The 22,855-nt window shown below is 67.2% G+C and carries 22 protein-coding genes; 11 read left to right on the top strand and 11 right to left on the bottom strand.

Annotated elements, in window-relative coordinates:
• The first annotated feature begins 29 nt into the window (after window positions 1-29).
• From MRB47_RS01275 to MRB47_RS01265, 3 genes are all read left to right on the top strand, one after another.
• On the top strand, window positions 30-812 hold the full coding sequence (locus tag MRB47_RS01275; protein ID WP_011803711.1) for an amino acid ABC transporter permease: 783 nt from the start codon (window positions 30-32) through the stop codon (window positions 810-812).
• Entirely contained in the window at window positions 809-1,561 is a 753-nt protein-coding gene (locus MRB47_RS01270) for an amino acid ABC transporter ATP-binding protein (RefSeq protein WP_196994561.1), read from the top strand. Before MRB47_RS01275 ends, MRB47_RS01270 begins: the two co-directional genes overlap by 4 nt.
• 132 nt (window positions 1,562-1,693) lie before the next feature.
• Entirely contained in the window at window positions 1,694-2,593 is a 900-nt protein-coding gene (locus tag MRB47_RS01265; RefSeq protein ID WP_088887852.1) for a DMT family transporter, read from the top strand.
• 16 nt (window positions 2,594-2,609) lie between these two features.
• On the opposite strand, the gene mrdA is transcribed toward MRB47_RS01265, so the two are convergent.
• The 4 genes from mrdA to MRB47_RS01245 are packed head-to-tail and all read right to left on the bottom strand — an operon-like array spanning window position 2,610 to window position 7,086.
• A complete protein-coding gene (gene mrdA / locus MRB47_RS01260; RefSeq protein WP_252101692.1) occupies window positions 2,610-4,550 on the bottom strand; it encodes a penicillin-binding protein 2 in 1,941 nt (646 codons plus the stop codon).
• Between the two features lie 27 nt (window positions 4,551-4,577).
• Window positions 4,578-5,099, bottom strand: a complete 522-nt coding sequence (mreD, locus tag MRB47_RS01255) for a rod shape-determining protein MreD (protein ID WP_252101691.1) — start codon at window positions 5,097-5,099, stop codon at window positions 4,578-4,580.
• Window positions 5,096-6,013 carry a rod shape-determining protein MreC gene (mreC, locus tag MRB47_RS01250; RefSeq protein WP_252101690.1) on the bottom strand — a complete coding sequence of 306 codons (918 nt, stop codon included), beginning with the start codon at window positions 6,011-6,013 and terminating at the stop codon, window positions 5,096-5,098. The genes mreD and mreC overlap by 4 nt, the downstream gene beginning before the upstream one ends.
• 29 nt (window positions 6,014-6,042) lie before the next feature.
• Window positions 6,043-7,086 (bottom strand): rod shape-determining protein, encoded by a 1,044-nt coding sequence (locus MRB47_RS01245; RefSeq protein WP_012655332.1) that lies wholly within the window; start codon window positions 7,084-7,086, stop codon window positions 6,043-6,045.
• A gap of 205 nt (window positions 7,087-7,291) precedes the next feature.
• Here MRB47_RS01245 and gatC point away from each other — a divergent pair, with 205 nt between their 5' ends.
• The 3 genes from gatC to gatB are packed head-to-tail and all read left to right on the top strand — an operon-like array spanning window position 7,292 to window position 10,564.
• Window positions 7,292-7,591, top strand: a complete 300-nt coding sequence (gene gatC / locus MRB47_RS01240) for an Asp-tRNA(Asn)/Glu-tRNA(Gln) amidotransferase subunit GatC (RefSeq protein ID WP_047350390.1) — start codon at window positions 7,292-7,294, stop codon at window positions 7,589-7,591.
• Window positions 7,592-7,601: 10 nt separating this feature from the next.
• Window positions 7,602-9,104 (top strand): Asp-tRNA(Asn)/Glu-tRNA(Gln) amidotransferase subunit GatA, encoded by a 1,503-nt coding sequence (gene gatA, locus MRB47_RS01235; protein WP_252101689.1) that lies wholly within the window; start codon window positions 7,602-7,604, stop codon window positions 9,102-9,104.
• A gap of 2 nt (window positions 9,105-9,106) precedes the next feature.
• On the top strand, window positions 9,107-10,564 hold the full coding sequence (gatB, locus tag MRB47_RS01230) for an Asp-tRNA(Asn)/Glu-tRNA(Gln) amidotransferase subunit GatB (RefSeq protein WP_252101688.1): 1,458 nt from the start codon (window positions 9,107-9,109) through the stop codon (window positions 10,562-10,564).
• A gap of 579 nt (window positions 10,565-11,143) precedes the next feature.
• Here gatB and MRB47_RS01225 read toward each other — a convergent pair.
• The 3 genes from MRB47_RS01225 to pyrE form a co-directional block, all read right to left on the bottom strand.
• On the bottom strand, window positions 11,144-13,051 hold the full coding sequence (locus tag MRB47_RS01225; RefSeq protein ID WP_252100595.1) for a hypothetical protein: 1,908 nt from the start codon (window positions 13,049-13,051) through the stop codon (window positions 11,144-11,146).
• 110 nt (window positions 13,052-13,161) lie between these two features.
• Entirely contained in the window at window positions 13,162-13,845 is a 684-nt protein-coding gene (locus MRB47_RS01220; protein ID WP_252101687.1) for a DUF4124 domain-containing protein, read from the bottom strand.
• A 65-nt stretch (window positions 13,846-13,910) separates the two neighbouring features.
• Window positions 13,911-14,621 (bottom strand): orotate phosphoribosyltransferase, encoded by a 711-nt coding sequence (gene pyrE, locus MRB47_RS01215; protein ID WP_012655328.1) that lies wholly within the window; start codon window positions 14,619-14,621, stop codon window positions 13,911-13,913.
• 10 nt (window positions 14,622-14,631) lie between these two features.
• Between pyrE and MRB47_RS01210 the strand changes: the two genes are divergently transcribed.
• A complete protein-coding gene (locus tag MRB47_RS01210; RefSeq protein WP_252102573.1) occupies window positions 14,632-15,435 on the top strand; it encodes an exodeoxyribonuclease III in 804 nt (267 codons plus the stop codon).
• A 104-nt stretch (window positions 15,436-15,539) separates the two neighbouring features.
• Here the strand turns inward: MRB47_RS01210 and MRB47_RS01205 are convergent, their stop codons facing one another.
• The 3 genes from MRB47_RS01205 to MRB47_RS01195 are packed head-to-tail and all read right to left on the bottom strand — an operon-like array spanning window position 15,540 to window position 18,537.
• On the bottom strand, window positions 15,540-16,580 hold the full coding sequence (locus MRB47_RS01205; protein WP_252101686.1) for a phosphotransferase: 1,041 nt from the start codon (window positions 16,578-16,580) through the stop codon (window positions 15,540-15,542).
• Window positions 16,577-17,350 carry an SDR family NAD(P)-dependent oxidoreductase gene (locus tag MRB47_RS01200; RefSeq protein ID WP_103736829.1) on the bottom strand — a complete coding sequence of 258 codons (774 nt, stop codon included), beginning with the start codon at window positions 17,348-17,350 and terminating at the stop codon, window positions 16,577-16,579. The genes MRB47_RS01205 and MRB47_RS01200 overlap by 4 nt, the downstream gene beginning before the upstream one ends.
• Window positions 17,347-18,537 carry an acyl-CoA dehydrogenase family protein gene (locus MRB47_RS01195; protein ID WP_252101685.1) on the bottom strand — a complete coding sequence of 397 codons (1,191 nt, stop codon included), beginning with the start codon at window positions 18,535-18,537 and terminating at the stop codon, window positions 17,347-17,349. Before MRB47_RS01195 ends, MRB47_RS01200 begins: the two co-directional genes overlap by 4 nt.
• A 121-nt stretch (window positions 18,538-18,658) precedes the next feature.
• On the opposite strand from MRB47_RS01195, the gene MRB47_RS01190 reads away from it, so the two are divergent.
• The 4 genes from MRB47_RS01190 (at window position 18,659) to MRB47_RS01175 (ending at window position 21,721) form a co-directional block, all read left to right on the top strand.
• Entirely contained in the window at window positions 18,659-19,360 is a 702-nt protein-coding gene (locus MRB47_RS01190; protein ID WP_252101684.1) for a GntR family transcriptional regulator, read from the top strand.
• A 453-nt stretch (window positions 19,361-19,813) separates the two neighbouring features.
• The gene (locus MRB47_RS01185) at window positions 19,814-20,362 is read left to right on the top strand and encodes a hypothetical protein (protein WP_252101683.1); all 549 of its coding nucleotides are present in this window, start codon (window positions 19,814-19,816) and stop codon (window positions 20,360-20,362) included.
• 121 nt (window positions 20,363-20,483) lie between these two features.
• On the top strand, window positions 20,484-20,834 hold the full coding sequence (locus tag MRB47_RS01180; protein WP_252101682.1) for a KGG domain-containing protein: 351 nt from the start codon (window positions 20,484-20,486) through the stop codon (window positions 20,832-20,834).
• A gap of 248 nt (window positions 20,835-21,082) precedes the next feature.
• Window positions 21,083-21,721, top strand: a complete 639-nt coding sequence (locus MRB47_RS01175; protein ID WP_252101681.1) for an MBL fold metallo-hydrolase — start codon at window positions 21,083-21,085, stop codon at window positions 21,719-21,721.
• 153 nt (window positions 21,722-21,874) lie between these two features.
• Here MRB47_RS01175 and MRB47_RS01170 read toward each other — a convergent pair whose 3' ends face one another.
• A complete protein-coding gene (locus MRB47_RS01170) occupies window positions 21,875-22,834 on the bottom strand; it encodes a helix-turn-helix transcriptional regulator (RefSeq protein WP_252101680.1) in 960 nt (319 codons plus the stop codon).
• Window positions 22,835-22,855: the final 21 nt, after the last annotated feature.

Below are 22,855 nucleotides of genomic sequence, written 5' to 3'. Positions count from 1 at the left end.
CGGGCCTGCGGGTCCGGCCCGCTTTGCCCATGCTTCTCGCTCTCTGGCCCGCACACTGGAGCCGCACCCAGCGCAGCAATGCAACGCTGGTGGCGGCTTTGGTGTTGATGGCGCTGGTCCTCGCCCTGCTCGGCCAGTTCCTCTCCTTCTTTCCTGAGCCCATCGGCTCCAACGCGGAGCTCTTCTCCGAAGGCGCCCTCACCACGCTGTACCTGACGCTGGTCAGCGGCACCGTGGGCCTGCTGCTGGGCACGGCCGCGGCGCTGGCGCGCACCTCGCGCCTGGCCTGGCTGCGCTGGGTGGCCAGCTTCTACATCTGGGCGATCCGCGGCACGCCGCTGCTGGTGCAGATCCTGTTCGTGTACTTCGCGCTGCCCGTGCTGGTGCCGGGCCTGAACCTGCCCGACTTCGCCGCCGCCGTGGTGGCGCTGGGCCTGAACGTGGGCGCCTACAACGCCGAGGCCATCCGCGCCGGCCTGCTGGCCGTGCCGCGCGGGCAGACCGAGGCCGCGCGTGCGCTCGGCCTGTCGCGCACGCACGTGTTCTTCGACGTCGTGTTCCCCCAGGCCTTCAAGATCGCGCTGCCGCCGCTGGTGAGCAACTTCGTGGCGCTGCTCAAGGACTCGTCGCTCGCCTACGCCATCGGCGTGGTGGAGCTGACCAACGTGGGCAACCGCATCCAGTCCGCCACCTTCCAGCCCGTGGCCACGCTGACCACGGTGGCCATCACCTACCTGATCCTGACCACGCTGGTGACGCAGGTCACGCATGCCATCGAGTACCGCTTTGACGTCGAAGGGCGTGTGAAATGAGCCACGCCGCTTCCGCCAATCCCTACATCGTGTGCAAGGACGTGCGCAAGGCCTTCGGCAGCCACGAGGTGCTCAAGGGCGTGTCCACCGTGTTCCGCACGGGCGAGGTCACCGTGATCATCGGCGCCTCGGGCTCGGGCAAGTCCACGCTGCTGCGCGCCATCAACCGCCTGGAGCCGCACGACAGCGGCAGCATCACCATCGACGGCGTGGAGGTCACCGACGACCCGCGCACGCTGCAGCTGCAGCGCAGCGAGGTGGGCATGGTGTTCCAGCAGTTCAACCTGTTCGGCCACATGACGGTGCTGGACAACGTGACGCTGGCGCCGCGCCGCATCCGCCACACGTCGCGCCGCGAGGCCAACGACAAGGCCATGGCCCTGCTCAAGCGCGTGGGCATGCAGGACCATGCGCACAAGTACCCCTGGCAGTTGTCGGGCGGCCAGCAGCAGCGCGTGGCGATTGCGCGCGCGCTGGCCATGGCACCGAAGGTGATGCTGTTCGACGAGCCCACCAGTGCCCTTGATCCCGAGATGGTGCAGGAGGTGCTGGACGTGATGCGCGAGCTGGCGCGCGGCGGCATGACGATGATCGTGGTCACGCACGAGATGGGCTTTGCGCGCGAGGTGGCCGACCGCGTGATGTTCTTCGACCAGGGCTGCATTGCCCACGATGCGCCGCCGGCCGAGTTCTTCTCCCACCCGGCCAACGACCGCATCCGCTCCTTCATCGGGCGCATGAGCCACTGACCCGCCGGGTGGCACGGTGCGGCCGCTTATAAAACCATAGCTGCCAGCGCTTGATGTACTTGGGTTTCGATATGAGAACATATCGGAATCCTTTTGAAACAAGCGCCAACAGCTCTCATTTTTGAAGAAGCCATGCGTTCCGAACGCCAGGGCCTGCTGGCCCTCCTGCTGGTGGTCGCCGTCTGGGGCACCACCTTCCCTGCGATGAAGATGATGTCCGCGCACCTGGATGCGCTGCAGATCATCTGGGCCCGCTTCGCGATTGCGCTGCTGGTGCTGGCGCCGCTGTGGCGCGGTCTGCGGCGCACGGAACTGCGCTGGGGTCTGCTGCTGGGCGCCCTGCTGTTCCTCGCGTTCTGGCTGCAAATCGAGGGGCTGGCGCGCACCAGCAGCAACCGCAATGCGTTCGTCACCGGGCTGAACGTGCTGGTGGTGCCGCTGTTGGCCATGGCCGTGCTGGGCCGGCGCTATGGCGCCGCGCTGTGGGCGGCCTGCGCCATGGCGTTGGCCGGCATGGTGCTGATGTTCCACGAGAACGAGCCCTGGAACCTGGGCGACACGCTGACGCTCGCCAGCACGCTGTTCTATGCCATCTACATCCTCACGCTGGAGGAATGCGCGCGCCGCACCGCGGCCCAGCCGCTGCGCGCCACACGCATGGCGGCGGTGCAGGCGCTGGTGATGTTCGCCGCGGCCAGCGTGCTGCTGCTCGCGCGCCATGGCGAGGTCGCCACGTCGCTGCAGGCCCTGGCGGACCTGCCGGCGCACGCGCTGACGGCACTGGCCTACCTGGGCGTGGTGGCCAGCGTGCTGGTGGTGACGCTGCAGGCCTGGGGCCAGCAGCGCGTGGATGCCATGCGCAGCGCCATCGTCTTCGGGCTGGAGCCGGTGTTTGCCGCCGCCACGGCCTGGGTGCTGATCGGCGAGCGCCTGGGCGCGGCCGGCCTGGCGGGCGCGGCGCTGATCGTGGCCGCCCTGGTGGTGAGCCAGTTGCCGCCGCCGCGCGCACTGGCGCGTCCTTCCGCACCCTGACCGGGCGGAAGAGCCCTCAAGGCATCGCGAGCGGCACATCCGCCACGTTGCGCGGCGTGCCCATGGGAGCACCGGCCTGCCCCTTGGAGACGGCCGCCAGGTCTTGCTCGCTCGGGTACTGGCCCAGCAGCCAGTAGTCGAACACGCGGCGCACGATGGGCGCCGCCGCCGCCGCGCCAAAGCCCGCGTTCTCCACGATCACGGCCACGGCGATGCGGGGCTCCTCCACGGGTGCGAACGCGGCAAACAGGGAATGGTCGCGCTGGTGCTCCTCCAGCAGCTTGGCGTTGTACCGCACGTTCTGCCCCAGGCTCACCGCCTGTGCCGTGCCGGTTTTGCCCGCCGAGGTGTAGGGCGCGCCCGCGAACACGCGCCGCCCCGTGCCCGCCTGGTTCACGGCCATCAGCGCGTTGTTCACGATCGCCACATGCTTGGGGTTGTAGCCCAGGCGCTCGCCGGGGGGCTGCTGCACCTCGGTCACCTGCCCGCCCACCTGGTCTTTCACGGCCTTGATCAGGTGCGGACGGTGGCGGGTGCCGCCGTTGGCCAGCGTGGCCTCGGCCACGGCCAGCTGCAGCATGGTGAAGTTGTTGTAGCCCTGGCCGATGCCCAGCGACACCGTCTCGCCCGAGTACCAGCGCTTGGCCTCCGGGCGCTTGTAGGTGTTGCGCTTCCACTCGGTGCTGGGCAGCACGCCGCGCACTTCGCCCCCGAGGTCGATGCCGGTGATCTGCCCGAAGCCCAGCGGCTTCATGAAGTCGTGGATGGCGTCCACACCCATCTCCACGGCCAGCGAATAGAAGTAGGTGTTGCTCGAATACTGGATGGCGCGGTGCATGTCCACGCCGCCCAGGCCGCCTTCGTGGCTGCGGAAGGTGCGCCCGCCATAGTTGTAATAGCCCGGGTCGTTGAACACCTGCCCCGCCGTGCGCTTGCCCAGCTCCAGCGCGGCCAGCGCCATGAAGGGCTTGTAGGTGGAGCCCGGAGGGTAGGTGCCGCGCAGCGCGCGGTTGAGCAGCGGCTTGTTGATGGACTCGTTGAGCGCCTGCCAGTTTTCCTGGTCGATTCCCTCGACGAACAGGTTGGGGTCGAACGTGGGTTTGGACACCAGCGCCAGCACCTCGCCGTTGCGCGGGTCCAGCGCTACCAGAGCGCCGCGGCGCTCGCCGAACATATCTTCGATCAGCTTTTGCAGCTTGATGTCCAGCGACAGCATCACCGTGTTGCCCGGCGTCGCCGGGTGGCTGTTCAGGCGCCGCACGGCATGCCCGCCGGCCGAGGTCTCCATGCGCTCGAACCCCGTCTGGCCGTGGAGCGTGGATTCGAAGCTCTGCTCCACCCCCAGCTTGCCGATGTAGTCCGTGCCGCGGTAGTTGGCCGCATCGTCCGAGTCCTCGATGCGCTCCTTTTCGCGCTGGTTGATGCGGCCGATGTAGCCGATGGCGTGGCTCGCCACCTCGCCCAGCGGGTAGTTGCGAAACAGCCGCGCCTTGATGTCCACGCCGGGGAAGCGGTAGCGCTGCGCCGCAAAGCGCGCCACCTCTTCGTCCGACAGCCGTGTGCGAATGGGCAGGGAGTCGAAGCTGCGCGACTCCTCGCGCAGACGCTTGAAGCGGCGCCGGTCGCGCGGCTGGATGTCCACGACCTCGGCCAGCGCGTCGGTCGTCGCCTCCAGGTCCATGGTCCGCGAGGGCGTGATCTCCAGCGTGTATGCCGAGTAGTTGGTGGCCAGCACCACGCCGTTGCGGTCCAGGATGAGGCCGCGGTTGGGCACGATGGGCACGACCGCCGTGCGGTTGCTCTCGGCCTGGTCCGCGAGGTCCTCGTGGCGCACCACCTGCAGCACCACCAGGCGCGCAACGATCAGCAGGAATGCCAGCAGCACCACCACGCCCACGACGAACACGCGCAGGCGAAAGTGCCAGACATCGGCCTCGGCATTGCGCAGTTCGGTCATCCGCGGCGGCCCTTCACCCCTGCGCGCTCACAGCGGCCGGTTTTCATCGCGGTCGGGCGGGCGGCGCTGGGGCGCCAGCAGCGCCCAGCTGGCCAGCGGCCAGAGGGCGGCCTCCAGCAGCGGTGCCACCAGGCCTTCGAAACCCGGCAGGATGCCCCCGCCGATGGCTACGCGCAGCAGCAGTTCGAGCGCATGGGCCGCAAAGAACAGCGGCAGCAGTTGCAACGCCTGCAGCAGCGGGCCGAACCACAGCAGGCGGCGGTGCGTGTATTGCGCGCCGAACATCAGCAGGCAGTACACCAGCGCATGCTGGCCCAGCAGGGCAGACTGGTACACATCCAGGCACAGCCCCATGAGGAAAGCCACCCCCAGCCCCACGCGCTGCGGCTGATGCATGCCCCAGAACACGAGCAGCACCATGACCCAGTCGGGCGTCCAGACCACGCGGCCCAGTGGCAGCATGTTCAGCGCCAGCGCGGCCACCAGGCTGGCAGCGATGAAGACCGGATTCACGGGCAGCAGCAGCTGCTGGCCCTTGGGCATGATCATTTGCGGCCTCCGCGCTTGGGCGCCGCCGGCTCGGGTTCGGGGCGCGGTGGCAGGTCGGCCACCACCGGCTTGAGCACCATCACATGGCGCGCTCCGTACATCTGCGCCACGGGAGCGCAGTAGATGCGCGCAAAGGCGGAGTCGGCGCGCCGCTCCACGCGCAGCACGCGCGCAACCGGCAGGCCCGCGGGGTACAGGCCGTCCACGCCGCTGGTGGTGAGCAGGTCGCCTTCCTGCACATCCGCATTGCCCGGCGTGAAGCGCAGCTCCATGCCTCCGCCATGCCCGGCCACCGGGTCGCCGTAGGCCACGCTGCGTGCACCGGTGCGCAGGTTGAGCACAGGAATGGCCTGGTCGCGGTCGATGAGCAGCGTGACTTCGCTGAGCATGGGGAACACGCGCGTGACCTGCCCCAGCACCCCCGAGGCATCCATCACCGGCGAGCCCGGCTCCACGCCTGCCAGCTGCCCACGGTCCACCATGACACGCCGCGTATAGGGGTCTGCCGTGTCATAAATCACTTGCGCGGCCGTGGCCTCGGTGGTCAGGCGCTCGCGCAGTGCCAGCAACTGGCGCAGCTCGGCGTTCTCGCGCAGCAGCTGCTCGGCCTCGCCGGCGCGCACCGCCATTTGCGCCATGGTGCGCTGCGCGTCGTCCATGCCCTGCTGTGCGGCCTGCAGCGACTGGAAATATCCAGCCCCCTTGTCCGCGAACTCCACCGGCTGCAGCATCAGCCATTGCAGCGGGTACAGCGCCGTGGAGACGGCCTTGCGCAGCGGCTCGGTCAGGTGAAAGCGTGCGTCCGCCACCATCAAAAACAGCGCCAGGGCGCTGTAGAGGGTGAGGCGGGAGAGCGGCGATGGCCCCTGCTTGAACAGCGTCGGCGCCGAACGGTCCAGGGTTCCCAGTGGCATGCGGACAGCTCGTCAGGCGCGGTTCGGGCTCAGTCGCTGGTGAAGATGCTGCCCTGGCGGTCCATGCGCTCCAGCGCGATGCCGCAGCCGCGCACCACGCAGGTCAGGGGCTCCTCGGCCACCAGCACGGGCAGGCCGGTTTCCTCGGCCAGCAAACGGTCCAGGTCGCGCAGCAGCGCGCCGCCGCCGGTGAGCATCATGCCGCGCTCGGCAATGTCGGCGCCCAGCTCCGGCGGGGTCTGCTCCAGCGCGTTCTTGACGGCGGAGACGATCTGGTTGAGCGGCTCGGTCAGTGCCTCCAGCACCTCGTTGGACGAGATGGTGAAGCTGCGCGGCACGCCCTCGGAGAGGTTGCGGCCCTTGACCTCCATCTCCTTGACCTCGGAGCCAGGGAAGGCAGAGCCGATGTTCTTCTTGATGGCCTCGGCCGTCGGCTCGCCGATCAGCATGCCGTAGTTGCGGCGGATGTAATTGATGATGGATTCGTCGAACTTGTCGCCACCCACGCGCACGCTGCCCTTATAGACCATGCCGCCCAGCGAGATCACGCCGACCTCGGTGGTGCCGCCGCCGATGTCCACCACCATGGAGCCAGAGGCCTCGGATACCGGCAGGCCCGCGCCGATGCCGGCGGCCATGGGCTCCTCGATCAGGTACACGGCCGTGGCGCCGGCGGCCTCGGCCGCGTCCTTGATGGCGCGGCGTTCGACCTGGGTGGAGCCGCAGGGCACGCAGATGATGATGCGCGGGCTGGGCGTGAGCACCGAGCGGGGATGCACCATCTTGATGAACTGCTTGATCATCTGCTCGGTGATCACGAAATCGGCAATCACGCCGTCCTTCATCGGGCGGATGGCCTCGATGTTGCCAGGCACTTTGCCCAGCATGGCCTTGGCCTCGTGGCCCACGGCCTGGATCACTTTCTTGCCGTGCGGGCCGCCCTCATGGCGGATGGCGACGACGGAGGGCTCGTCGAGCACGATGCCCTTGTCGCGGGCGAAGATCAGGGTGTTGGCTGTGCCAAGGTCAATGGCCAGGTCGGTGGAGAAGTACCGACGGAAAGCTCCGAACATGCAGGGGTCCTCTCAGGCACGGCATGCACGTCGGCCTGCCGTCGCCGGATATTACGGGGTGTTTGTTGGCTTTTTTCGCACAATGACCGGCAATGTGGAGGTCTAGCGGCAAAGCCGGGATAATAACGCATCCCCTGTGAATAACTCCCCCTGGCGGAGCCCGGAAAGCCGCTTTACATCTGGTTTCCGCCCGTCCCTCTTCCCTATGGCACTGACACCCCAGGATATCGGCCGCATCGCCAATCTGGCCCGGCTCGAACTGAGCCCCGGCGAAAGTGAGCGCATGCTCACGCAACTCAACGGTTTTTTCGGCATCGTCGAGAAGATGCAGGCTGTGGATACCCATGGCATCGCCCCCCTGTCGCACCCGGTGGCGGTGGTGCGGGATGTGGAGCTGCGCCTGCGCGAGGACGTGGCCAGCGAGCCCGACCAGCGCGAGGCCAACCAGCGCAGCGCGCCGGCCGTCGAGCGCGGCCTGTTCCTGGTGCCCAAGGTCATCGAGTGAGGACGACAGCATGAGCAACACCCCCTCCTCCGAACTCCACGACCTGGGCATCGCACAGCTGACCAGCGCACTGCGCAGCAAACAGGTCTCGGCCGTCGAGGCCGCGCAGCATTTCCTGGCCCGCGCACGCCAGCACCAGAACCTGGGCGCCTACGTCGCCATGAACGAGGACACCACCCTGGCGCAGGCCCGCGCGCAGGACGCGGCCCTCGCCGCCGGCACGGCTGCCCCGCTGGCCGGCGTGCCGATCGCGCACAAGGACATCTTCGTCACCCGCGACTTCCCCAGCACCGCCGGCTCGAAGATGCTGGCCGGTTACCAGTCGCCGTTCGACGCCACCGTGGTCACTCGTCTGGCCGATGCCGGCTGCGTAACCCTGGGCAAGCTCAACTGCGACGAGTTCGCCATGGGCTCGGCCAACGAGAACTCCGCCGTGGCGCCTGTGGGCTGCGACGCCCCCGCACCGGTGCGCAACCCTTGGGACACCAGCCGCATCCCCGGCGGCTCCTCAGGCGGCAGCGCCGTGGCCGTGGCCGCGCGCCTGGCGCCGGCCGTCACCGGCACGGACACCGGCGGTTCCATCCGCCAGCCGGCATCGTTTTGCGGCGTCACCGGCATCAAGCCCACCTACGGCCGCGCCAGCCGCTACGGCATGATCGCCTTCGCCTCCAGCCTGGATCAGGCTGGCCCGATGGCCCGCTCGGCCGAGGACTGCGCGCTGCTGCTGTCGGCCATGTGCGGCCCCGACCCCGACCGCGACTCCACCAGCCTGGACGTGCCGGCCGAGGATTTCAGCGCCAAGCTGAATGACTCCATCGACGGCCTGCGCATCGGCATCCCGGCCGAGTTCTTCGGCGACGGCCTGGCGGGCGACGTGCGTGCCGCCGTCGATGCGGCACTCAAGGAGTACGAGAAGCTGGGCGCAAAGCTGGTGCCCATCAGCCTGCCGCGCACGGAGCTGTCGATCCCCGTGTACTACATCATTGCGCCGGCCGAGGCGTCGTCCAACCTCTCGCGCTTTGACGGCGTGAAGTTCGGCCACCGCGCCAAGGACTACGCCGACCTCGTGGACATGTACAAGAAGACCCGCGCCGAAGGCTTCGGCGACGAGGTCAAGCGCCGCATCATGATCGGCACCTACGTGCTCTCGCACGGCTACTACGACGCCTACTACCTGCAGGCGCAGAAGATCCGCCGCATGATCGCGGACGACTTCCAGAACGCCTTCAAGGATTGCGACCTGATCGCCGGCCCCGTGGCGCCCAGCGTGGCCTGGAAGCTCGGCGAGCACGGCAACGACCCGCTGGCCGACTACCTGGCCGACATCTTCACCCTGCCCGCGTCGCTGGCCGGCCTGCCCGGCATGAGCGTGCCCGCCGGCTTTGGCGCGGGCGGCATGCCCGTGGGCCTGCAGCTCATCGGCAACTACTTCCAGGAGGGCCGCCTGCTGAACGCCGCGCACCGCCTGCAGCAGGCGACCGACTTCCACCTCCGTGCGCCGGAGGGCATCTGACCATGACCGCGAAACTCATCCAGGGCTACGAAGTCGTCATCGGCTTCGAGACCCACACCCAGCTCGCCACCCGCAGCAAGATCTTCAGCCGCGCCAGCACCGCCTTTGGCGCCGAGCCCAACACCCAGGCCTGCGCCGTGGACCTGGCGCTGCCCGGCACCCTGCCGGTGATGAACCGCGAGGCCGTCGCCTGCGCTATCAAATTGGGACTGGCCCTTGGCTCCCACATTGCGCCAGAGAGCATTTTTGCGCGCAAGAACTACTTCTACCCAGATCTGCCCAAGGGCTACCAGATCAGCCAGTTCGAGATCCCGGTGGTGCAAGGCGGCGAAGTCTCCTTCTATCTGGGCGATGAGAAGAAGACCGTACGCCTGGTGCGCGCCCACCTGGAGGAAGACGCGGGCAAATCGCTGCACGAGGACTCCTCATTGGGTGGAGGGGGCCAGTCGGGCATCGACCTGAACCGCGCGGGCACGCCGCTGCTGGAGATCGTGACCGAGCCCGACATCCGCAGCAGCGAAGAAGCCGTGGCCTACGCCAAGGAACTGCACAAGATCGTGACCTGGATCGGCATCTGCGACGGCAACATGCAGGAAGGCAGCTTCCGCTGCGACGCCAACGTCTCGGTGCGCAAGCCCGGCCAGCCCCTGGGCACGCGCCGTGAGATCAAGAACCTCAACAGCTTCAAGAGCATGCAGCAGGCGATCGACTACGAGATCCGCTGGCAGATCGAGGAGATCGAGGATGGCCGCGCGATCCAGCAGGCCACCGTGCTGTTCGACCCCGACACGGGCGAGACGCGCGCCATGCGCACCAAGGAAGACGCGGCCGACTACCGCTACTTTCCCGACCCCGACCTGCCGCCGCTGCGCATCGCCGCGCCGTGGATCGATGACATCAAGGCCCAGATGCCCGAGCTGCCGCGCGCGATGGCCGCGCGTTTCGTGCAGCAGTACGGCCTGCCCGAGTACGACGCCACCACGCTCACGCAGAGCCAGGCCATGGCGGCCTATTTCGAGGACGCCGCCAAGGGCTGCGGCCAGCCCAAGCTCGCCTCCAACTGGGTGATGGGCGAGATCTCGCGCCGCCTGAATGCCGAGGAGATCGGTGTGGAGCAGGCCAAGGTGCACAGCGCCCAACTGGCGGCGCTCATCGGCCGCATCAACGACGGCACCATCAGCAACAACGCTGCTCGCCAGGTATTCGAAGCCTTGTGGAGCGGCGAAGGCCATGACGTGGACGCCGTGATCGAGGCCAAGGGCCTCAAGCAGATGAACGACTCCGGCGCGCTGGAGAAGATCATCGACGAGGTGATTGCCGCCAACGCCGCCAACGTGAAACAGTACAAGGCCGGCAAGGACAAGGCCTTCAACGCCCTCGTAGGCCAGGTGATGAAGGCCAGCAAGGGCAAGGCGAACCCCCAGCAGGTCAACGACTTGCTGAAGGCCAAATTGGCCTGAAACGCTGGCCAGTCAGGCGCTGGCAGCTATCAAAAAAGAAGGCTCCCGTTGGCTAGCCGTTCCGTTAAGGTGTTGCTAAGCCCTTGATTCAAGCCCCTCTGCTTCGGCACGAGGGGCTTCGTTTCTTTGGTCGCTATAAGGGACATGCTGAATTTCAAGCCCCTTTCCCTAGGCGTCGCGCTCGTGTGTGCCGCCAGCTTCCTCACTGCCTGCAACGACGAGCCCGCTCCGGACTTCAGGGGCAGCACTCCCGTGGCATACGGCAATCGGACTGTCTCTCTGAGCGTTGAGGCTTGGCGAGACAATGGCAGCCAGCCTTGTCGTGTCCTTATCAGAGGCGCTGAAGTAACAAATTGGGTCAAACCAACCGGTATTCTGCCGCGGATGACCCTAGCCCCGGCAGTAGTGCTGGCCTGCACAGGGCGGAGCCCGTACCTTTCCTCGGTGAGCGGCGAGGGTGAAGGGGGTGTAGCCGAATGGGAAGAGTCCTCGGGGCCTGAATCGGGAGCCCCCCTCTCTGTCTACCAAGTGCGAGTGAGCTCCCTGACTGCGGACCAAGCTCACCTCGAACTACGGGTCCTACGCGGCAAGTGACTCGCTTGCGTGAGCCACGGGGCCGGAGGGCTTGAGCGACCGAGCGGCAGGCGCGCGGCGTCTTTCGGGCGGTTCGGGAGTGAAATAGATGATGTCTTCGGGCGCTATGGGTCCGCGCGCCAGCCCCAGCCGCATTGCCGGCGTTTTCCCGTCCCGGCCAACCTCGCAGTAGTTGAAGTACGTCCGGAAGATGCCGAGCACCTTCACCAGGACTTCGGGGTTGTAGGCGCTCTTCCCGAACCAGAGACGTCGGTCGGTGTTGGCGCTGGCCACCGCGCGTTCTGCCAGCGTGAGGCCTCGCCGGACCTGCATAAAGAAGCGGTCGACAGCGGTAAGGGTGGCTTTCAGGTGCAGTAGCGCCTGGTGGCTAAGCTGGAGCCGACGCTTGTCCGGTTCGGTTTCGACCGGGTCGATATCGGTCAGCCAGCAAACGGATTTCTCAGGCTCACGCATCTCCGATATGGGATGGCGGAACCAGCGGTCCCCCCACTTGCCGATGGCAACCATGCGCGCCAGTTCTTCCTCGGCAGCCAGAAGTTCTGCAGCCTCAGGGGTTACCCCGTATTTCTCCGCTAAGCGCGCCAGACGCCGCTTGGTTGCACCAACCAGCGCGCGCTTCATGTCCACTGACATATCTTTGAGCACCTTGACATAGAAAGCGTCAGCCGTCCGGTCCAGAACCCTTTTCGGCACGGCCGTCAGAATGGCCGCACGTATGCCCGACTCCTGGTCTGTGAAGAAGCGAATCTTCTTGGCACGGCAGAGCAGTCGAGTGACAAGCTGGATGTGGGCGTACATCACCACTTGCTCATGCAGCAGCATGCCCTTTACGGGGGCACGGGATGAGTTCGCGGGGCCTTCACCATCTTCTATATCGGGGCGACCTAAGGCTGCGTCGTACGTCTCTTCGATGACCGATTCCATAGGCTTTCGGGAGGTACCTCCGCGAGGCGCCGCCCTCTCAGCCGCAGCATTCCAATCAGCCGGTAGCCAGACTCTCGCGTAGCGGCGAAACGCTCTGGCAAGTGCATGGTCGCCAAAGCGAACCATGTCCTTCTCTACGTCAGCAGAGTCCAGCGCAGGGTCAAAGTTGACGTTGACCCCGAACACATAGCCCGTAGCCTGGTCGGCCGTTGCAATGGACAGCAAAAGTGTGTTCTTTCGCACCTTCTTAGAGTGCCAGTTCACCACCAGCTTTTGCCGGTCAACCGACAGATATCTTGAGCCTAGGTCGTCGCGTCCCATGAGGGTTCGCTCACGCTCGCCGGCGAACATCTGGGCCTGCTCATAGAGGAAGTCGATGCGGTCGTATAGCTGGCTGGGGGAGATATCGAGGACCTTGATGATGCGCCGCAGCGGCATGGCGTTCATCAGATGCACCAAGATATCGCGATTGGAGTGACTGCGACGTTGGCGCTTGGTTGACCGGCCGCCGAAGGAGAACGCCTTCTTGCAGCCGACACACTTGAACCGGGGAGTTCCGTGGGCGTTGGTGCCGAAGCGAGTCACATTCTCAAGGGATGGCGCCCCCTCCGATAGAGAGCAGGCCTCGTTCGGACACTGCGGGAGTACTGGTTCAAGGTACTCCGACATGCGCATAAGCTCCTCGGCAATCGCCAAGTTGCTCTGCATAGGGGTGATTTCCTCGCACAGGCGGCACTTCAGTGCCGGCTGGTCCTTACCGGTAGCGACCACGGTGTAGTCGCCTGGGCCAACGGAAGAAGCTGGAGTACCGGCCCCGCCTCGGGCAACCGCAAGCTTGGGCGGTACGCCGAAGTTACCGCACTTGGGGTTCTTGCAGTGATTGACTTGAATACCCGCCGCGGCCGGCGGAAATCTAGGCGGCCACTTAGTCGGCTTTACTGAAGTTGGATGAGATTTTTCCTTGGACAAAGAAACGCCCTAGTCGTTGACTAGGGCGGAATTTTGAGCCATTACAGCTTTCTTAGCAACACTTTAACAGAACGGCTAGCTCCCGTTGGAGCCTTTTTTTGTGTGCCGTCTCAGCGCGAGGCGCCGGGCGATACGAGCGTGGACTGCGGCGGCACCAGTTGCGACGCCGCCGCGCGCTGGGCCGCCCATAACTGGCGCAGCTGGGCCAGTTCGGCGTCGAAGCGCTGGTGGATGCGGCGCTTTTCCTGGTCCTGCGCGGTCAAGAAGCGCTGCTGCTCGGCCACGGCCTCATCGTTCTCGGCGATCTGGCGCTGCAGCTTCATCGGCGCCTTGAGCGGGTCGCGGCGGTAGAACTCCATCTCGCCGTCAATGCGCTTGCGCTCGACCTGCAGTTCCTGGATGCGCTTGCGTGCTACGGCCATGACCTCGTCCACCTGCACGAGGGCGGCCTCGCGCTCAACCTGGTGGGCCGCCTCGTCGGGGTAGCGCGCCATCAGCACGCGCTCGCGGCGGCGCTCTTCGGCAATGCGCGCGCGCTCCTGCGCCTCCTTGCGGCGCTGCACTTCCAACGCGGCGCGCTCGTGTTCGGTCAGCGTGGGGCCGATGCGGCGCCGTTCGGCACCGGTGTGGTCCAGGATGCGCTGCTCACGGTCCACGCAGTCGGCGATGGGACGGTCGGCGGTGATGCGCCTGCCGGTTTTGTCGATACAGGTGTACACCTCTTGCGGCGGCTTCGGCTGCGCCCAGGCGACCGGGGTCAACAGGCCCAGCGCTGCGGCGGTTGCTCCTGCCATGAACCAGCCCGCGTGTCGTGTGCCTGCTTTCAAAACCCCTGCCCTCCTGGCTGCTGCCGTTGTTTTCAGTCGTTCACGCCGTAGCGCTGGCGATAGGCCAGCACCCGCTCGTGGTGCTCGCGCATCTGCGTATCGCCGCCACCCGCCGATAGGTATTGCAATAAGTCTGCCAGCTTGGCGATAGCGCAAACCTGCATGCCCAGTTCACGGCGCACGTACTGCACGGCGCTGTGGTCCACGTCCTGCCCATTCTCGGTGGCCTTCTCCTGGCGGTCGAGGGCAATCGCAATCGCATGCGGCGTGGCACCCGCGGCGCGGATCAGCGCGATGGACTCGCGCGCGGCGGTGCCGGCGCTCATCACGTCGTCGATGATGAGCACCTTGCCCTGCAGCGGCGCGCCCACCAGCGTGCCGCCCTCGCCATGGTCCTTGGCCTCTTTGCGGTTGTAGGCAAAGGGGACGTTCTTGCCCAGGCGCGCCAGCTCCACGGCCACCGTGGCGGCCAGCGGAATGCCTTTGTAGGCGGGGCCGAAGACCATGTCGAACTCGACGCCGCTGGCCAGCAGGGCTTGTGCATAGAATTGCGCCAGCCGCCCGAGCTTGGCGCCGTCGTCGAACAGACCGGCGTTGAAGAAATACGGGCTCATGCGGCCTGCCTTGGTCTTGAATTCACCAAAGCGCAGCACCCCTGAATCCACAGCAAACCGCACGAAATCCTGCGCCAGGCGGGCTTGGCTCGCCCCTTGTTCCACCGTCTGCGCGCTGTCTGTCACCATGGATGCATCCTTGTTCAAATTAACCAGTCTCAACCTCAACGGCATCCGCTCGGCCACGTCCAAAGGGGTCGAGGCATGGATTGCCCAAAGCCGGCCGGATTGTATTTGCGTACAGGAAATCAAGGCCCAGTCTGCGGACATGCAGGGGCGTTTCGAGGAACTGGCCGGCCTGAAGGGCTACTTTCATTTTGCGGTGAAGAAGGGCTACTCCGGCGTGGGCATCTATGCGCGCCACGAGCCCAGCGACGTGGTCATCGGCTACGGCTCCAGCGAGTTCGACACCGAGGGGCGCTACGTGGAACTGCGCTTTGACACGCCCGCGCGGCGCCTGTCCATCATCAGCGCCTACTTCCCCAGCGGCTCCTCGGGCGAGGAGCGCCAGTTGGCCAAGTTCCGCTTCCTGGAGGAATTCCATCCGCACCTCATGCGGCTGAAGGCCGAGCGGGAGTTCATCCTGTGCGGCGACATCAACATTGCCCACCAGCAGATCGACCTGAAGAACTGGCGCAGCAACCAGAAGAACAGCGGCTTTTTACCCGAGGAGCGCGCCTGGATGACAAAGTTGTTGCACATCTCTGACCCCACGGGCGGGCTGGTGGACGTTTACCGTCAGTTACAGCCGGAGACCACGGACGCTTGCTACACGTGGTGGAGCAACCGCGGCCAGGCCTATGCCAACAACGTGGGGTGGCGCCTGGACTACCACCTGGCGACGCCCGCCATCGCGGCGCTCGCGCGTACCGAGGAAATCTACAAGGCGCAGAAGTTCAGCGACCACGCGCCCATCACCGTCGGGTACGAACTGTCGCTCTGAATTCAGGAGCTATTCGCGCCGGGTGTTCGGCGTTTTCCGTGCGTTTTCGCATGGAGAAGCTTACATATCCAGCGCGAACAGCTGCTATTTTCATAGCGACCTGCTTACTGGCGCCCGGCCATGTAGCGCTGCGCCGCCTCCCAGCCCAGTTCGGCCAGCGGTCCGGCCTTGGCGCCCGTCTCCACCGCATCGGCGGCCGCGGCATTGCCGTCCTGCGCCCGCTGGGCGATGCCGTGCAGGATGGCCGCCATGCGGAACAGGTTGTAGGCCAGGTAGAAATCCCAGTGCTCCGCCGCCTGGCGTCCGGTGGCCTGCTCGTACCAGCCCACGTACTCGCTTTCCTGAGGGATGCCCAGCGCCGCGAGATCGAGCCCGCCGATGCCGCGCCACAGGGTGGGCGGGATGCGCCAGGCCATGCACTGGTAGGCCAGGTCGGCCAGCGGGTGGCCCAGCGTGGACAGTTCCCAGTCCAGCACGCCGATCACGCGCGGCTCGCTGGGGTGGAACACGAGGTTGTCCAGGCGGTAGTCGCCATGCACCAGCGTGGTCTCGTCGTCCTGCGGCAGCTGCTGGGGCAACCAGTCCATGAGCCGCTCCATCGCCGGCGTGACGGGCACCGTGGCCTCGCGGCACTGGCGCGACCAGCGCGCGACCTGGCGGCCCACGTAGTTGCCAGGTTTGCCGTAGTCGGCCAGGCCCACGGCGGCGTAGTCCACGGCGTGCAGCGCGGCAATCACGCGGTTCATCTCGCGGTAGATGGCGGTGCGCTGGGCCGGGTCCATGCCGGGCAGCGACTGGTCCATGAGCACGCGGCCCTGCAGAAACTCCATCACGTAGAACGGCGTGCCCAGCAGCGCCGCATCGTCGCAATAGGCCAGCATGCGCGGCACGGGCACGGCCGTGTCCTGCAGCGCGCGCATCACGCGGTACTCGCGGTCGATGGCGTGGGCCGATGCGATCAGCGCCCCCGGGGGCTTCTTGCGCAGCACGTAGTTGCGGCCTTCCGCCGTGGTGATGCGAAAGGTGGGGTTGGACTGCCCGCCCGCCAGTACCGTGACCGCGAGCGGCCCCGTGCCCGCCAGGCCCTGCGCGCGCAGGTAGTCGCCCAGCGCGTCCAGCGGCAAAGAAGTGGACGCGCCGCTCATAGCGAACTCACCAGGTGCGCGCCGTCGACCGCCACCGTGGCGCCCGACATGGCGGCGCCGGCGTCGGACGCCAGCAACAGCAGCGGCCCGTCCAGGTCCGTCAGCTCGCCAAAGCGCCGGCTGGGGATGCGGCTGCGCAGCTTGTCGCCCGCCTCGCTGGTGAGGAAGTCGCGGTTCAGGTCGGTCACCACGTAGCCGGGCAGCAGCGCGTTCACGCGGATGCGGTGGCGCGCCAGCTCCAGCGCCATGGCCTTGGTGGCCTGGACCACGCCGGCCTTGGAGATTGCATACGGCGCCACGCCGCCCGCCACGCGCTCGCCCAGGATGGAAGCCACATTGACGATCGCGCCGCCCTTGCCCGCGGCCACCATGCGGCGCGCCGCCTCGGTGGCGACAAGCCAGCAGCCCTTGAGGTTGGTGTCCAGCACCTGGTCGAAGTCTTCTTCGGTCTGCTCCAGCAGCGGGCGCGTCACCGTGACGCCCGCGTTGTTGATGACCACATCGGGCACGCCCCAGGCGCCCACGGCGTCCAGGCACGCGCGCACGCTGGCGGCATCCGTCACGTCCAGCGTGAACGCCCGCGCCTCGCCGCCCGCGGCGGCGATGTCATCCACCACGCCCTGCAGCTTGTCGGCCCGGCGCGCGGCGACGGCTATGCGAGCGCCCACCGAAGCCAACAGCCGCGCGAAATGCTGGCCCAGGCCACTCGATGCGCCGGTGACCAGCACCACGCGGCCGTCCAGGCGAAAGGGCGTCAATGCATCGCTCATGCCACCTCCTTGGCTGCGGCGGCCTTCTCGGCCATGTGCACGAGCTTGCGCGCCATGCTCCAGCGGTGCACCTCGCTCGGGCCGTCGTAGATGCGAAAGGCCCGCATGTCGGTGAAGATGCGCATCACCGGCGTCTCGCCCGTCACGCCCTGCCCGCCCAGGATCTGCACGCTGCGGTCCACCACGCGCCACTCGGCCTCGGAACACACCACCTTGGCGCGGCTCGATTCGAAGTTGCACTTCTCGCCTTGGTCCAGCATCCATGCGGTGTGCCAGATGTGCAGGCGCGCGGTGTGCAGGTCCATGTCGTTGTCGGCCAGCATGTAGCCCACGCCTTCGTGCTCGGCCAGCGGCTTGCCGAAGGCGTGGCGCTTGCGCGCGTATTCCAGGGCCGTATCGTGCGCGCGGCGCGCCTGGCCCAGCCAGCGCATGCAGTGCGTGAGGCGCGCGGGCGCCAGGCGCACCTGGGCGTAGCGAAAGCCCTTGCCCACCTCGCCCAACACATCCGCCGCGGGCACGCGCAGGTTGTCGAAACGCAGCACACCGTGCCCGCCGGTGAAGCAGGCATCCATGGCGTCCATGTTGCGCTCCAGCACGATGCCGGGCTTGTCCATGTCGGTCAGGAACATGGTGGCCGAACCGTCCTCCATGCGCGCCATGACGATGGCGTAGTGCGCGCCTTCTGCGCCGGTGATGAACCACTTGCGGCCGTTGATCACGTAGTCGTCGCCATCCCGCACGGCCGTGGTGTCCAGCATGGACGGGTCCGCCCCCGCGCCGGGCGCGGGCTCGGTCATGGCGAAGCACGAGCGCCAGTCGCCGGCCACCTGGCCGCGCAGCCAGCGCTCCTTCTGCGCGGGCGTAGCCACCTCTTCCATCAGGTGGATGTTGCCCTCGTCGGGCGCGTGAATGTTGAGTGCCGTGGGGCCCAGCCAGGAGTAGCCGGCCTCCTCGAACACCACGGCCTTTTCCACATGCGTGAGGCCCATGCCACCCATGGCGCGCGACGCATGGGGCGTGAGCAGCCCTGCCGCCTTGCCGCGCGCCACCAGCTCGTCACGCAACGCCTCGCTCGGGCCGTGGTGGGACTGGCGCTCGTCGTTTTCCAGGGGGATCACCTGTTCGGCGATGAATTGCCGCACCTTGTCGCGCAATGCGCGCAGTTCAGGGGAGAGAGAAAAGTCCATGCGGGCCTCGTAGAAGGTCAACCAGAACACCTGGCATATTGCGGATGATATTGTTGAACAATTTTGAAAACAATACCCCTGCCGTTGTGCTAACGTTTGCGCGCAATCTCCTCGCCCGCTCATGCCCTCCATCGCCCAGCCCTTACCCGATTCGCCCGATACCGGGGCCGACAACCCGCAGAGCGCCGCCGACGCGGTGTTCCACGGCATCGTGCAGGGGCTGGCGCAGCAGCGCTTCGTGCCCGGCCAGCGGCTGGTGGAGGTGGACCTGGCCGCGCAGTTCGGCGTGAGCCGCAACTCGGTGCGCGAGGCGCTTCAGCGCCTGGCCGCCCAGGGACTGGTGGACCTGTTTCGCAACAAGGGGGCGGCCATACGCACCCTCTCGCCCCAGGAAACGCTGGAGGTGCTCGACGTGGCCGAGCGCATGACCGGCCTGCTCGCGCGCAGCGCGGCGCGCGGCATCGCCCACGGTGCACCCACAGCGCCCATCCAGGCAGCCCTGGCGCAGCTGCATGAGGCCGACCGCAGCCAGGACGCCGACGCCTTCGCCAGCGCGCGCCGCGGCATGTACCGCGCGCTGCTGGCCGCCAGCGGCAGCCGCGAACTGCGCCGCCTGCTGCCCTCCATCCACATGCCGATCGTGTACGCACAGCACCGCCCCGCCACGCTGCAGCAGGTGCGCATGCGCGACTACCAGGCGATGTGCGACGCCGTCCTGGCGGGCGACGCCGCCGCGGCCGACGCAGCCGGCATGCAGCACGTGCGCAACGTGCGCGAGGCCATTGCGCGCCGCCTGGGCGCGGTGGGACTGGCCGCCGACTGAAGCGGCCACCTCCCGCTCCCACCATCAAGCGGGCCGGTAGCAGGCAGCGGCAGCCCGCGCGCGTCCAAGTGCGCGCGGCAAGTCATGCAGATGAACGAGGTACGTTGCGCGGCGGCGATACTGCGTTTTATCCCTTGCAACCGTGCCGGAAGCGATACCGGGTTAAGCCATAGGCAAGCGCTGAAGGCACCGAGCGGCCGGCCGCCTACGGCGATGGGTTGGCCGCCATCAGCCAGAAGATCGCCACGAATGCCAGAGATGCCGGCACCCCAGCACCGCCCAGGCTATAGGCAGCCCGCGGAATGCGCACGGTGTGCCCCTGCGGTGCTGCATCGCCTCCAGGGCCAGGTCGCGCATACGCACTTGCAACCGGCAGCTGTCGGCGGTCTTCCTACATCGCCGTCGGGCTGCAGGACCCACACTGGGTCGGTTGCCCCACCCCAGGAGTTGCCCATGCCATCAGTCCCGCACAACCCACAAGCCCACCACCGGTCACACCGCCAGAGTGTCCTGCGCGAAGCGTGGGTGGCCGGCAGCTGCGCCAGCGTGCTGTCTGCGCTGGCGCTGGGATGGGCCGGGCACCGGGAGGTGCGCAGCGCCGCCGCACCGCTCAACGCCGTCAGCCACTGGCGCTGGGGCCGGCGCGCCCTGTTCCAGCGGGGCATCAGCGGCCGTCACACGCTGTTGGGGTTTTTCATCCACCACTGCGCATCGGTGTGGTGGGCGGGACTGCATGCCGCAGTCCGGGGGCGCTCGCCTCGCGCGCAGCAGCCGGCTGTGGTGCTGGCCGGCGCGGCGGCGACCAGCGCCATCGCCTGCGTGGTGGACTTTCAGTACACGCCCGAGCGGCTGACTCCAGGTTTCGAGCACCACCTTTCGCGGCTCGCCCTTGCCGGCGTGTACGCCATGTTCGCCCTGGGCCTGGCGGCGGGCGCGTTGGCGGTGCGCCGCTCCGCCGCCAGGGCGGCCGCGGGCCTCCAAGATCGCTCACACGGCCTTTGACAAGGCGGTCCTACGGAGACGTAGGCCCCGGACCACGGCAGCGTCCCATTGCGGGTCAGAAAGTGATCCACACGCAGCAATTCTTGTTCGTGCACTTTCTCAACCCAACAGGAGCGTTCACATGGCCAACACCAATCCACAGGACAACAATCGCGATAGCAACAACCGCGACACCCAGCAAAACCAGTCTTCGGGCCGCGGCTTCGCGTCGATGGACAAGGACCGTCAGCGCGAGATCGCTGCCGAAGGCGGCCGCGCCTCGCATGCGTCGGGCAATGCCCACGAGTTCAATTCGCAGGAGGCACGCGATGCAGGCTCCAAGAGCCATGGCGGGCAGGGCTCGAACGCCTCGTCAGGCGGCTCCAGGAATGCCTGCGATTCCGACAACTCCCCATCGGGCAGCACCCGTGGCGGCACCAGCGAGCAACACGCACGCGCAGGCAGCCAGAGCCACAAGAACGACAACCGCTGAGGCGACGCCGCACCGGTCGCCGCGATGGCACGCGCCCTGAGGGGCTGCAAGGCGCAACCGCCGCGATGGCTGTCGCCATTGCGAGGACCTGCAGCACCGCAGACCGCCCCAACAAGGATGCGCGCCACGCGCGGGACTTGTTCATCGGTGCTTTAAGCACCGCGCGCCGTCCCAGCCACAAGCAAGTGTGCCCCGCTTTGTGCGGGGCACTTTTTGTGACCCCAGCGGCGTGCCGCGACAATGGACGGATGCTTCACTACCGCACCCTCCCCGTCACCGCGTTCCAGCAAAACAGCTCCATCGTCTGGTGCGATGAAACGATGGACGCCGCGGTCATCGACCCCGGGGGCGACCTGGATGCCCTGGTGGCAGAAGCGCAGCGCCAAGGACTGCAACTGAAGGCCATCTGGCTCACGCACGCGCACATCGACCACGCCGGTGGTACGGGCGAGCTGGCCGAGCGGCTGTCCCTGCCCATCATCGGACCGCATACGGGCGACCAGTACTGGATCGATGCGTTGCCGCAGCAAAGCGCCATGTTCGGCTTTCCGCCCGCGCGGCAGTTCACGCCCACGCGCTGGCTGCAGGACGGCGACACGGTCACCATCGGCCGCGAAACATTGCACGTGCGCCACTGCCCCGGCCACACGCCCGGCCACGTGGTGTTCCATGCACCGCAGATCGACCGCGCCTTCGTGGGCGACGTATTGTTCGCGGGCAGCATCGGCCGCACGGACTTTCCTGGCGGCAACCACCAGCAACTGATCGACAGCATCACCCAGCGCCTGTGGCCCATGGGCGACCAGACGGTGTTCATCCCTGGGCACGGGCCGGAGAGCACCTTCGGGCGCGAGCGCCGCAGCAATCCTTATGTGGGTAACACGTGATTTTGCTATTTATTTTGTAGCTTATAGCGCTTGTCCTATAAGTGTTGCAAGCACTTTTGACTCATAGATAGCCTGCGCCTTGGTGTCGAGCGGCCCGCTAGACCTACGCCAGCGGCGCCAAGCAGGCGCTGGTGTCGTGATGGCGCCCATTGGCTACACCCGCGAGCGGGCCAGCTTAGGAGGGTGGCCAAAGCGCCGCCGGTACGCGGTGGCGAAGTTAGCCGCACTGGTGTAGCCCGCCACCCCCGCCGCCTGTCCCACGGTGAGACCCTCATGCTCCAGCGCATGGCGTGCGCGCTGCAGGCGGCAATCGCGCAGATGGTCGAACACGGTGGTGCCGTAGACGGCGCGGAACTGTCGCTGCAGCGTGTTGGCGTTCACGCCCGCGTGGCGCGCAATCTCGTCGAGCGACAGGCCGTCGGCCTGGCCCGAGCCCAGGAATGCATGCAGTTCGCGCAGGCGCTGGTGTTCGCGCGGACGCAGCGCGGCCGGTGCAGGCGCCGGCGGTGCAGTGGGGTGCTGATGGAGCGTGCCCAGCGCCTCGCCCGCCAGTTCCAGCGCGCGGCTCTCCAGGTAGATGCTCTGCAACAGCGGCTCCAACTGCGGCGGATGCACGATCTGCTCGGCGATCGCCACGGCGCGCGGCGACACCTGCCAGGGCCGCGTCTCGAGATGTCGGTGCATGAAGTCGTCCAGCACGCCTGGAAACGCGCCGCATTGCGCCAGCCAGTTATGCCCCAGGCCCAGATTGACCCGGCGCGAATACACGCCCCGTCGCGTGCGACGCGTGAGCTGCTCCTGCTCGGCCACCGCCACCAGCACGGCGCTGGCCCCGCCGCGTGCGCTGGCCAGCGCCACGCGTCGGGCGCCATAGGAGACATCCACCGCGCCTTCGAGCAGCAGCACGATGCGCAGACCCGCTTCGATCTCGGCCTGCACAGTGAGATCCCCCGCCTCCGGCGCATCCTCCCAGTGCAGCAGCAGGCCTGGCCGCAACTCGCGCAGGCGCGCCAGGTGATCGCGCAGCGCAGGCTCGGCGGGCGGATTGCCGGGCGTCACAACGCAGCAAGGGGAGGCGCTGGCGGACGGTGAGCATGGGAAATGGCCGTGCATGGCGAACTGCGAGCCTCGAAG

The organism is Diaphorobacter sp. LI3, from assembly GCF_022807955.1.
Taxonomy (GTDB): Bacteria; Pseudomonadota; Gammaproteobacteria; order Burkholderiales; family Burkholderiaceae_C; genus Diaphorobacter; species Diaphorobacter nitroreducens.
The sequence above is the reverse complement of the archived record's forward strand: the minus strand, read 5'-3'. Positions and strand labels throughout refer to the sequence as shown.

Excerpts from the sequence above, each read along its gene's own strand:
- MRB47_RS01275 (WP_011803711.1), top strand. The coding sequence starts at position 30 with ATGCTTCTCGCTCTCTGGCCCGCACACTGGAGCCGCACCCAGCGCAGC.
- MRB47_RS01270 (WP_196994561.1), top strand. The coding sequence starts at position 809 with ATGAGCCACGCCGCTTCCGCCAATCCCTACATCGTGTGCAAGGACGTG.
- MRB47_RS01265 (WP_088887852.1), top strand. The coding sequence starts at position 1,694 with ATGCGTTCCGAACGCCAGGGCCTGCTGGCCCTCCTGCTGGTGGTCGCC.
- mrdA (WP_252101692.1), bottom strand. The coding sequence starts at position 4,550 with ATGACCGAACTGCGCAATGCCGAGGCCGATGTCTGGCACTTTCGCCTG.
- mreD (WP_252101691.1), bottom strand. The coding sequence starts at position 5,099 with ATGATCATGCCCAAGGGCCAGCAGCTGCTGCTGCCCGTGAATCCGGTC.
- mreC (WP_252101690.1), bottom strand. The coding sequence starts at position 6,013 with ATGCCACTGGGAACCCTGGACCGTTCGGCGCCGACGCTGTTCAAGCAG.
- MRB47_RS01245 (WP_012655332.1), bottom strand. The coding sequence starts at position 7,086 with ATGTTCGGAGCTTTCCGTCGGTACTTCTCCACCGACCTGGCCATTGAC.
- gatC (WP_047350390.1), top strand. The coding sequence starts at position 7,292 with ATGGCACTGACACCCCAGGATATCGGCCGCATCGCCAATCTGGCCCGG.
- gatA (WP_252101689.1), top strand. The coding sequence starts at position 7,602 with ATGAGCAACACCCCCTCCTCCGAACTCCACGACCTGGGCATCGCACAG.
- gatB (WP_252101688.1), top strand. The coding sequence starts at position 9,107 with ATGACCGCGAAACTCATCCAGGGCTACGAAGTCGTCATCGGCTTCGAG.
- MRB47_RS01220 (WP_252101687.1), bottom strand. The coding sequence starts at position 13,845 with ATGGCAGGAGCAACCGCCGCAGCGCTGGGCCTGTTGACCCCGGTCGCC.
- pyrE (WP_012655328.1), bottom strand. The coding sequence starts at position 14,621 with ATGGTGACAGACAGCGCGCAGACGGTGGAACAAGGGGCGAGCCAAGCC.
- MRB47_RS01205 (WP_252101686.1), bottom strand. The coding sequence starts at position 16,580 with ATGAGCGGCGCGTCCACTTCTTTGCCGCTGGACGCGCTGGGCGACTAC.
- MRB47_RS01200 (WP_103736829.1), bottom strand. The coding sequence starts at position 17,350 with ATGAGCGATGCATTGACGCCCTTTCGCCTGGACGGCCGCGTGGTGCTG.
- MRB47_RS01195 (WP_252101685.1), bottom strand. The coding sequence starts at position 18,537 with ATGGACTTTTCTCTCTCCCCTGAACTGCGCGCATTGCGCGACAAGGTG.
- MRB47_RS01190 (WP_252101684.1), top strand. The coding sequence starts at position 18,659 with ATGCCCTCCATCGCCCAGCCCTTACCCGATTCGCCCGATACCGGGGCC.
- MRB47_RS01185 (WP_252101683.1), top strand. The coding sequence starts at position 19,814 with ATGCCATCAGTCCCGCACAACCCACAAGCCCACCACCGGTCACACCGC.
- MRB47_RS01180 (WP_252101682.1), top strand. The coding sequence starts at position 20,484 with ATGGCCAACACCAATCCACAGGACAACAATCGCGATAGCAACAACCGC.
- MRB47_RS01175 (WP_252101681.1), top strand. The coding sequence starts at position 21,083 with ATGCTTCACTACCGCACCCTCCCCGTCACCGCGTTCCAGCAAAACAGC.
- MRB47_RS01170 (WP_252101680.1), bottom strand. The coding sequence starts at position 22,834 with ATGCACGGCCATTTCCCATGCTCACCGTCCGCCAGCGCCTCCCCTTGC.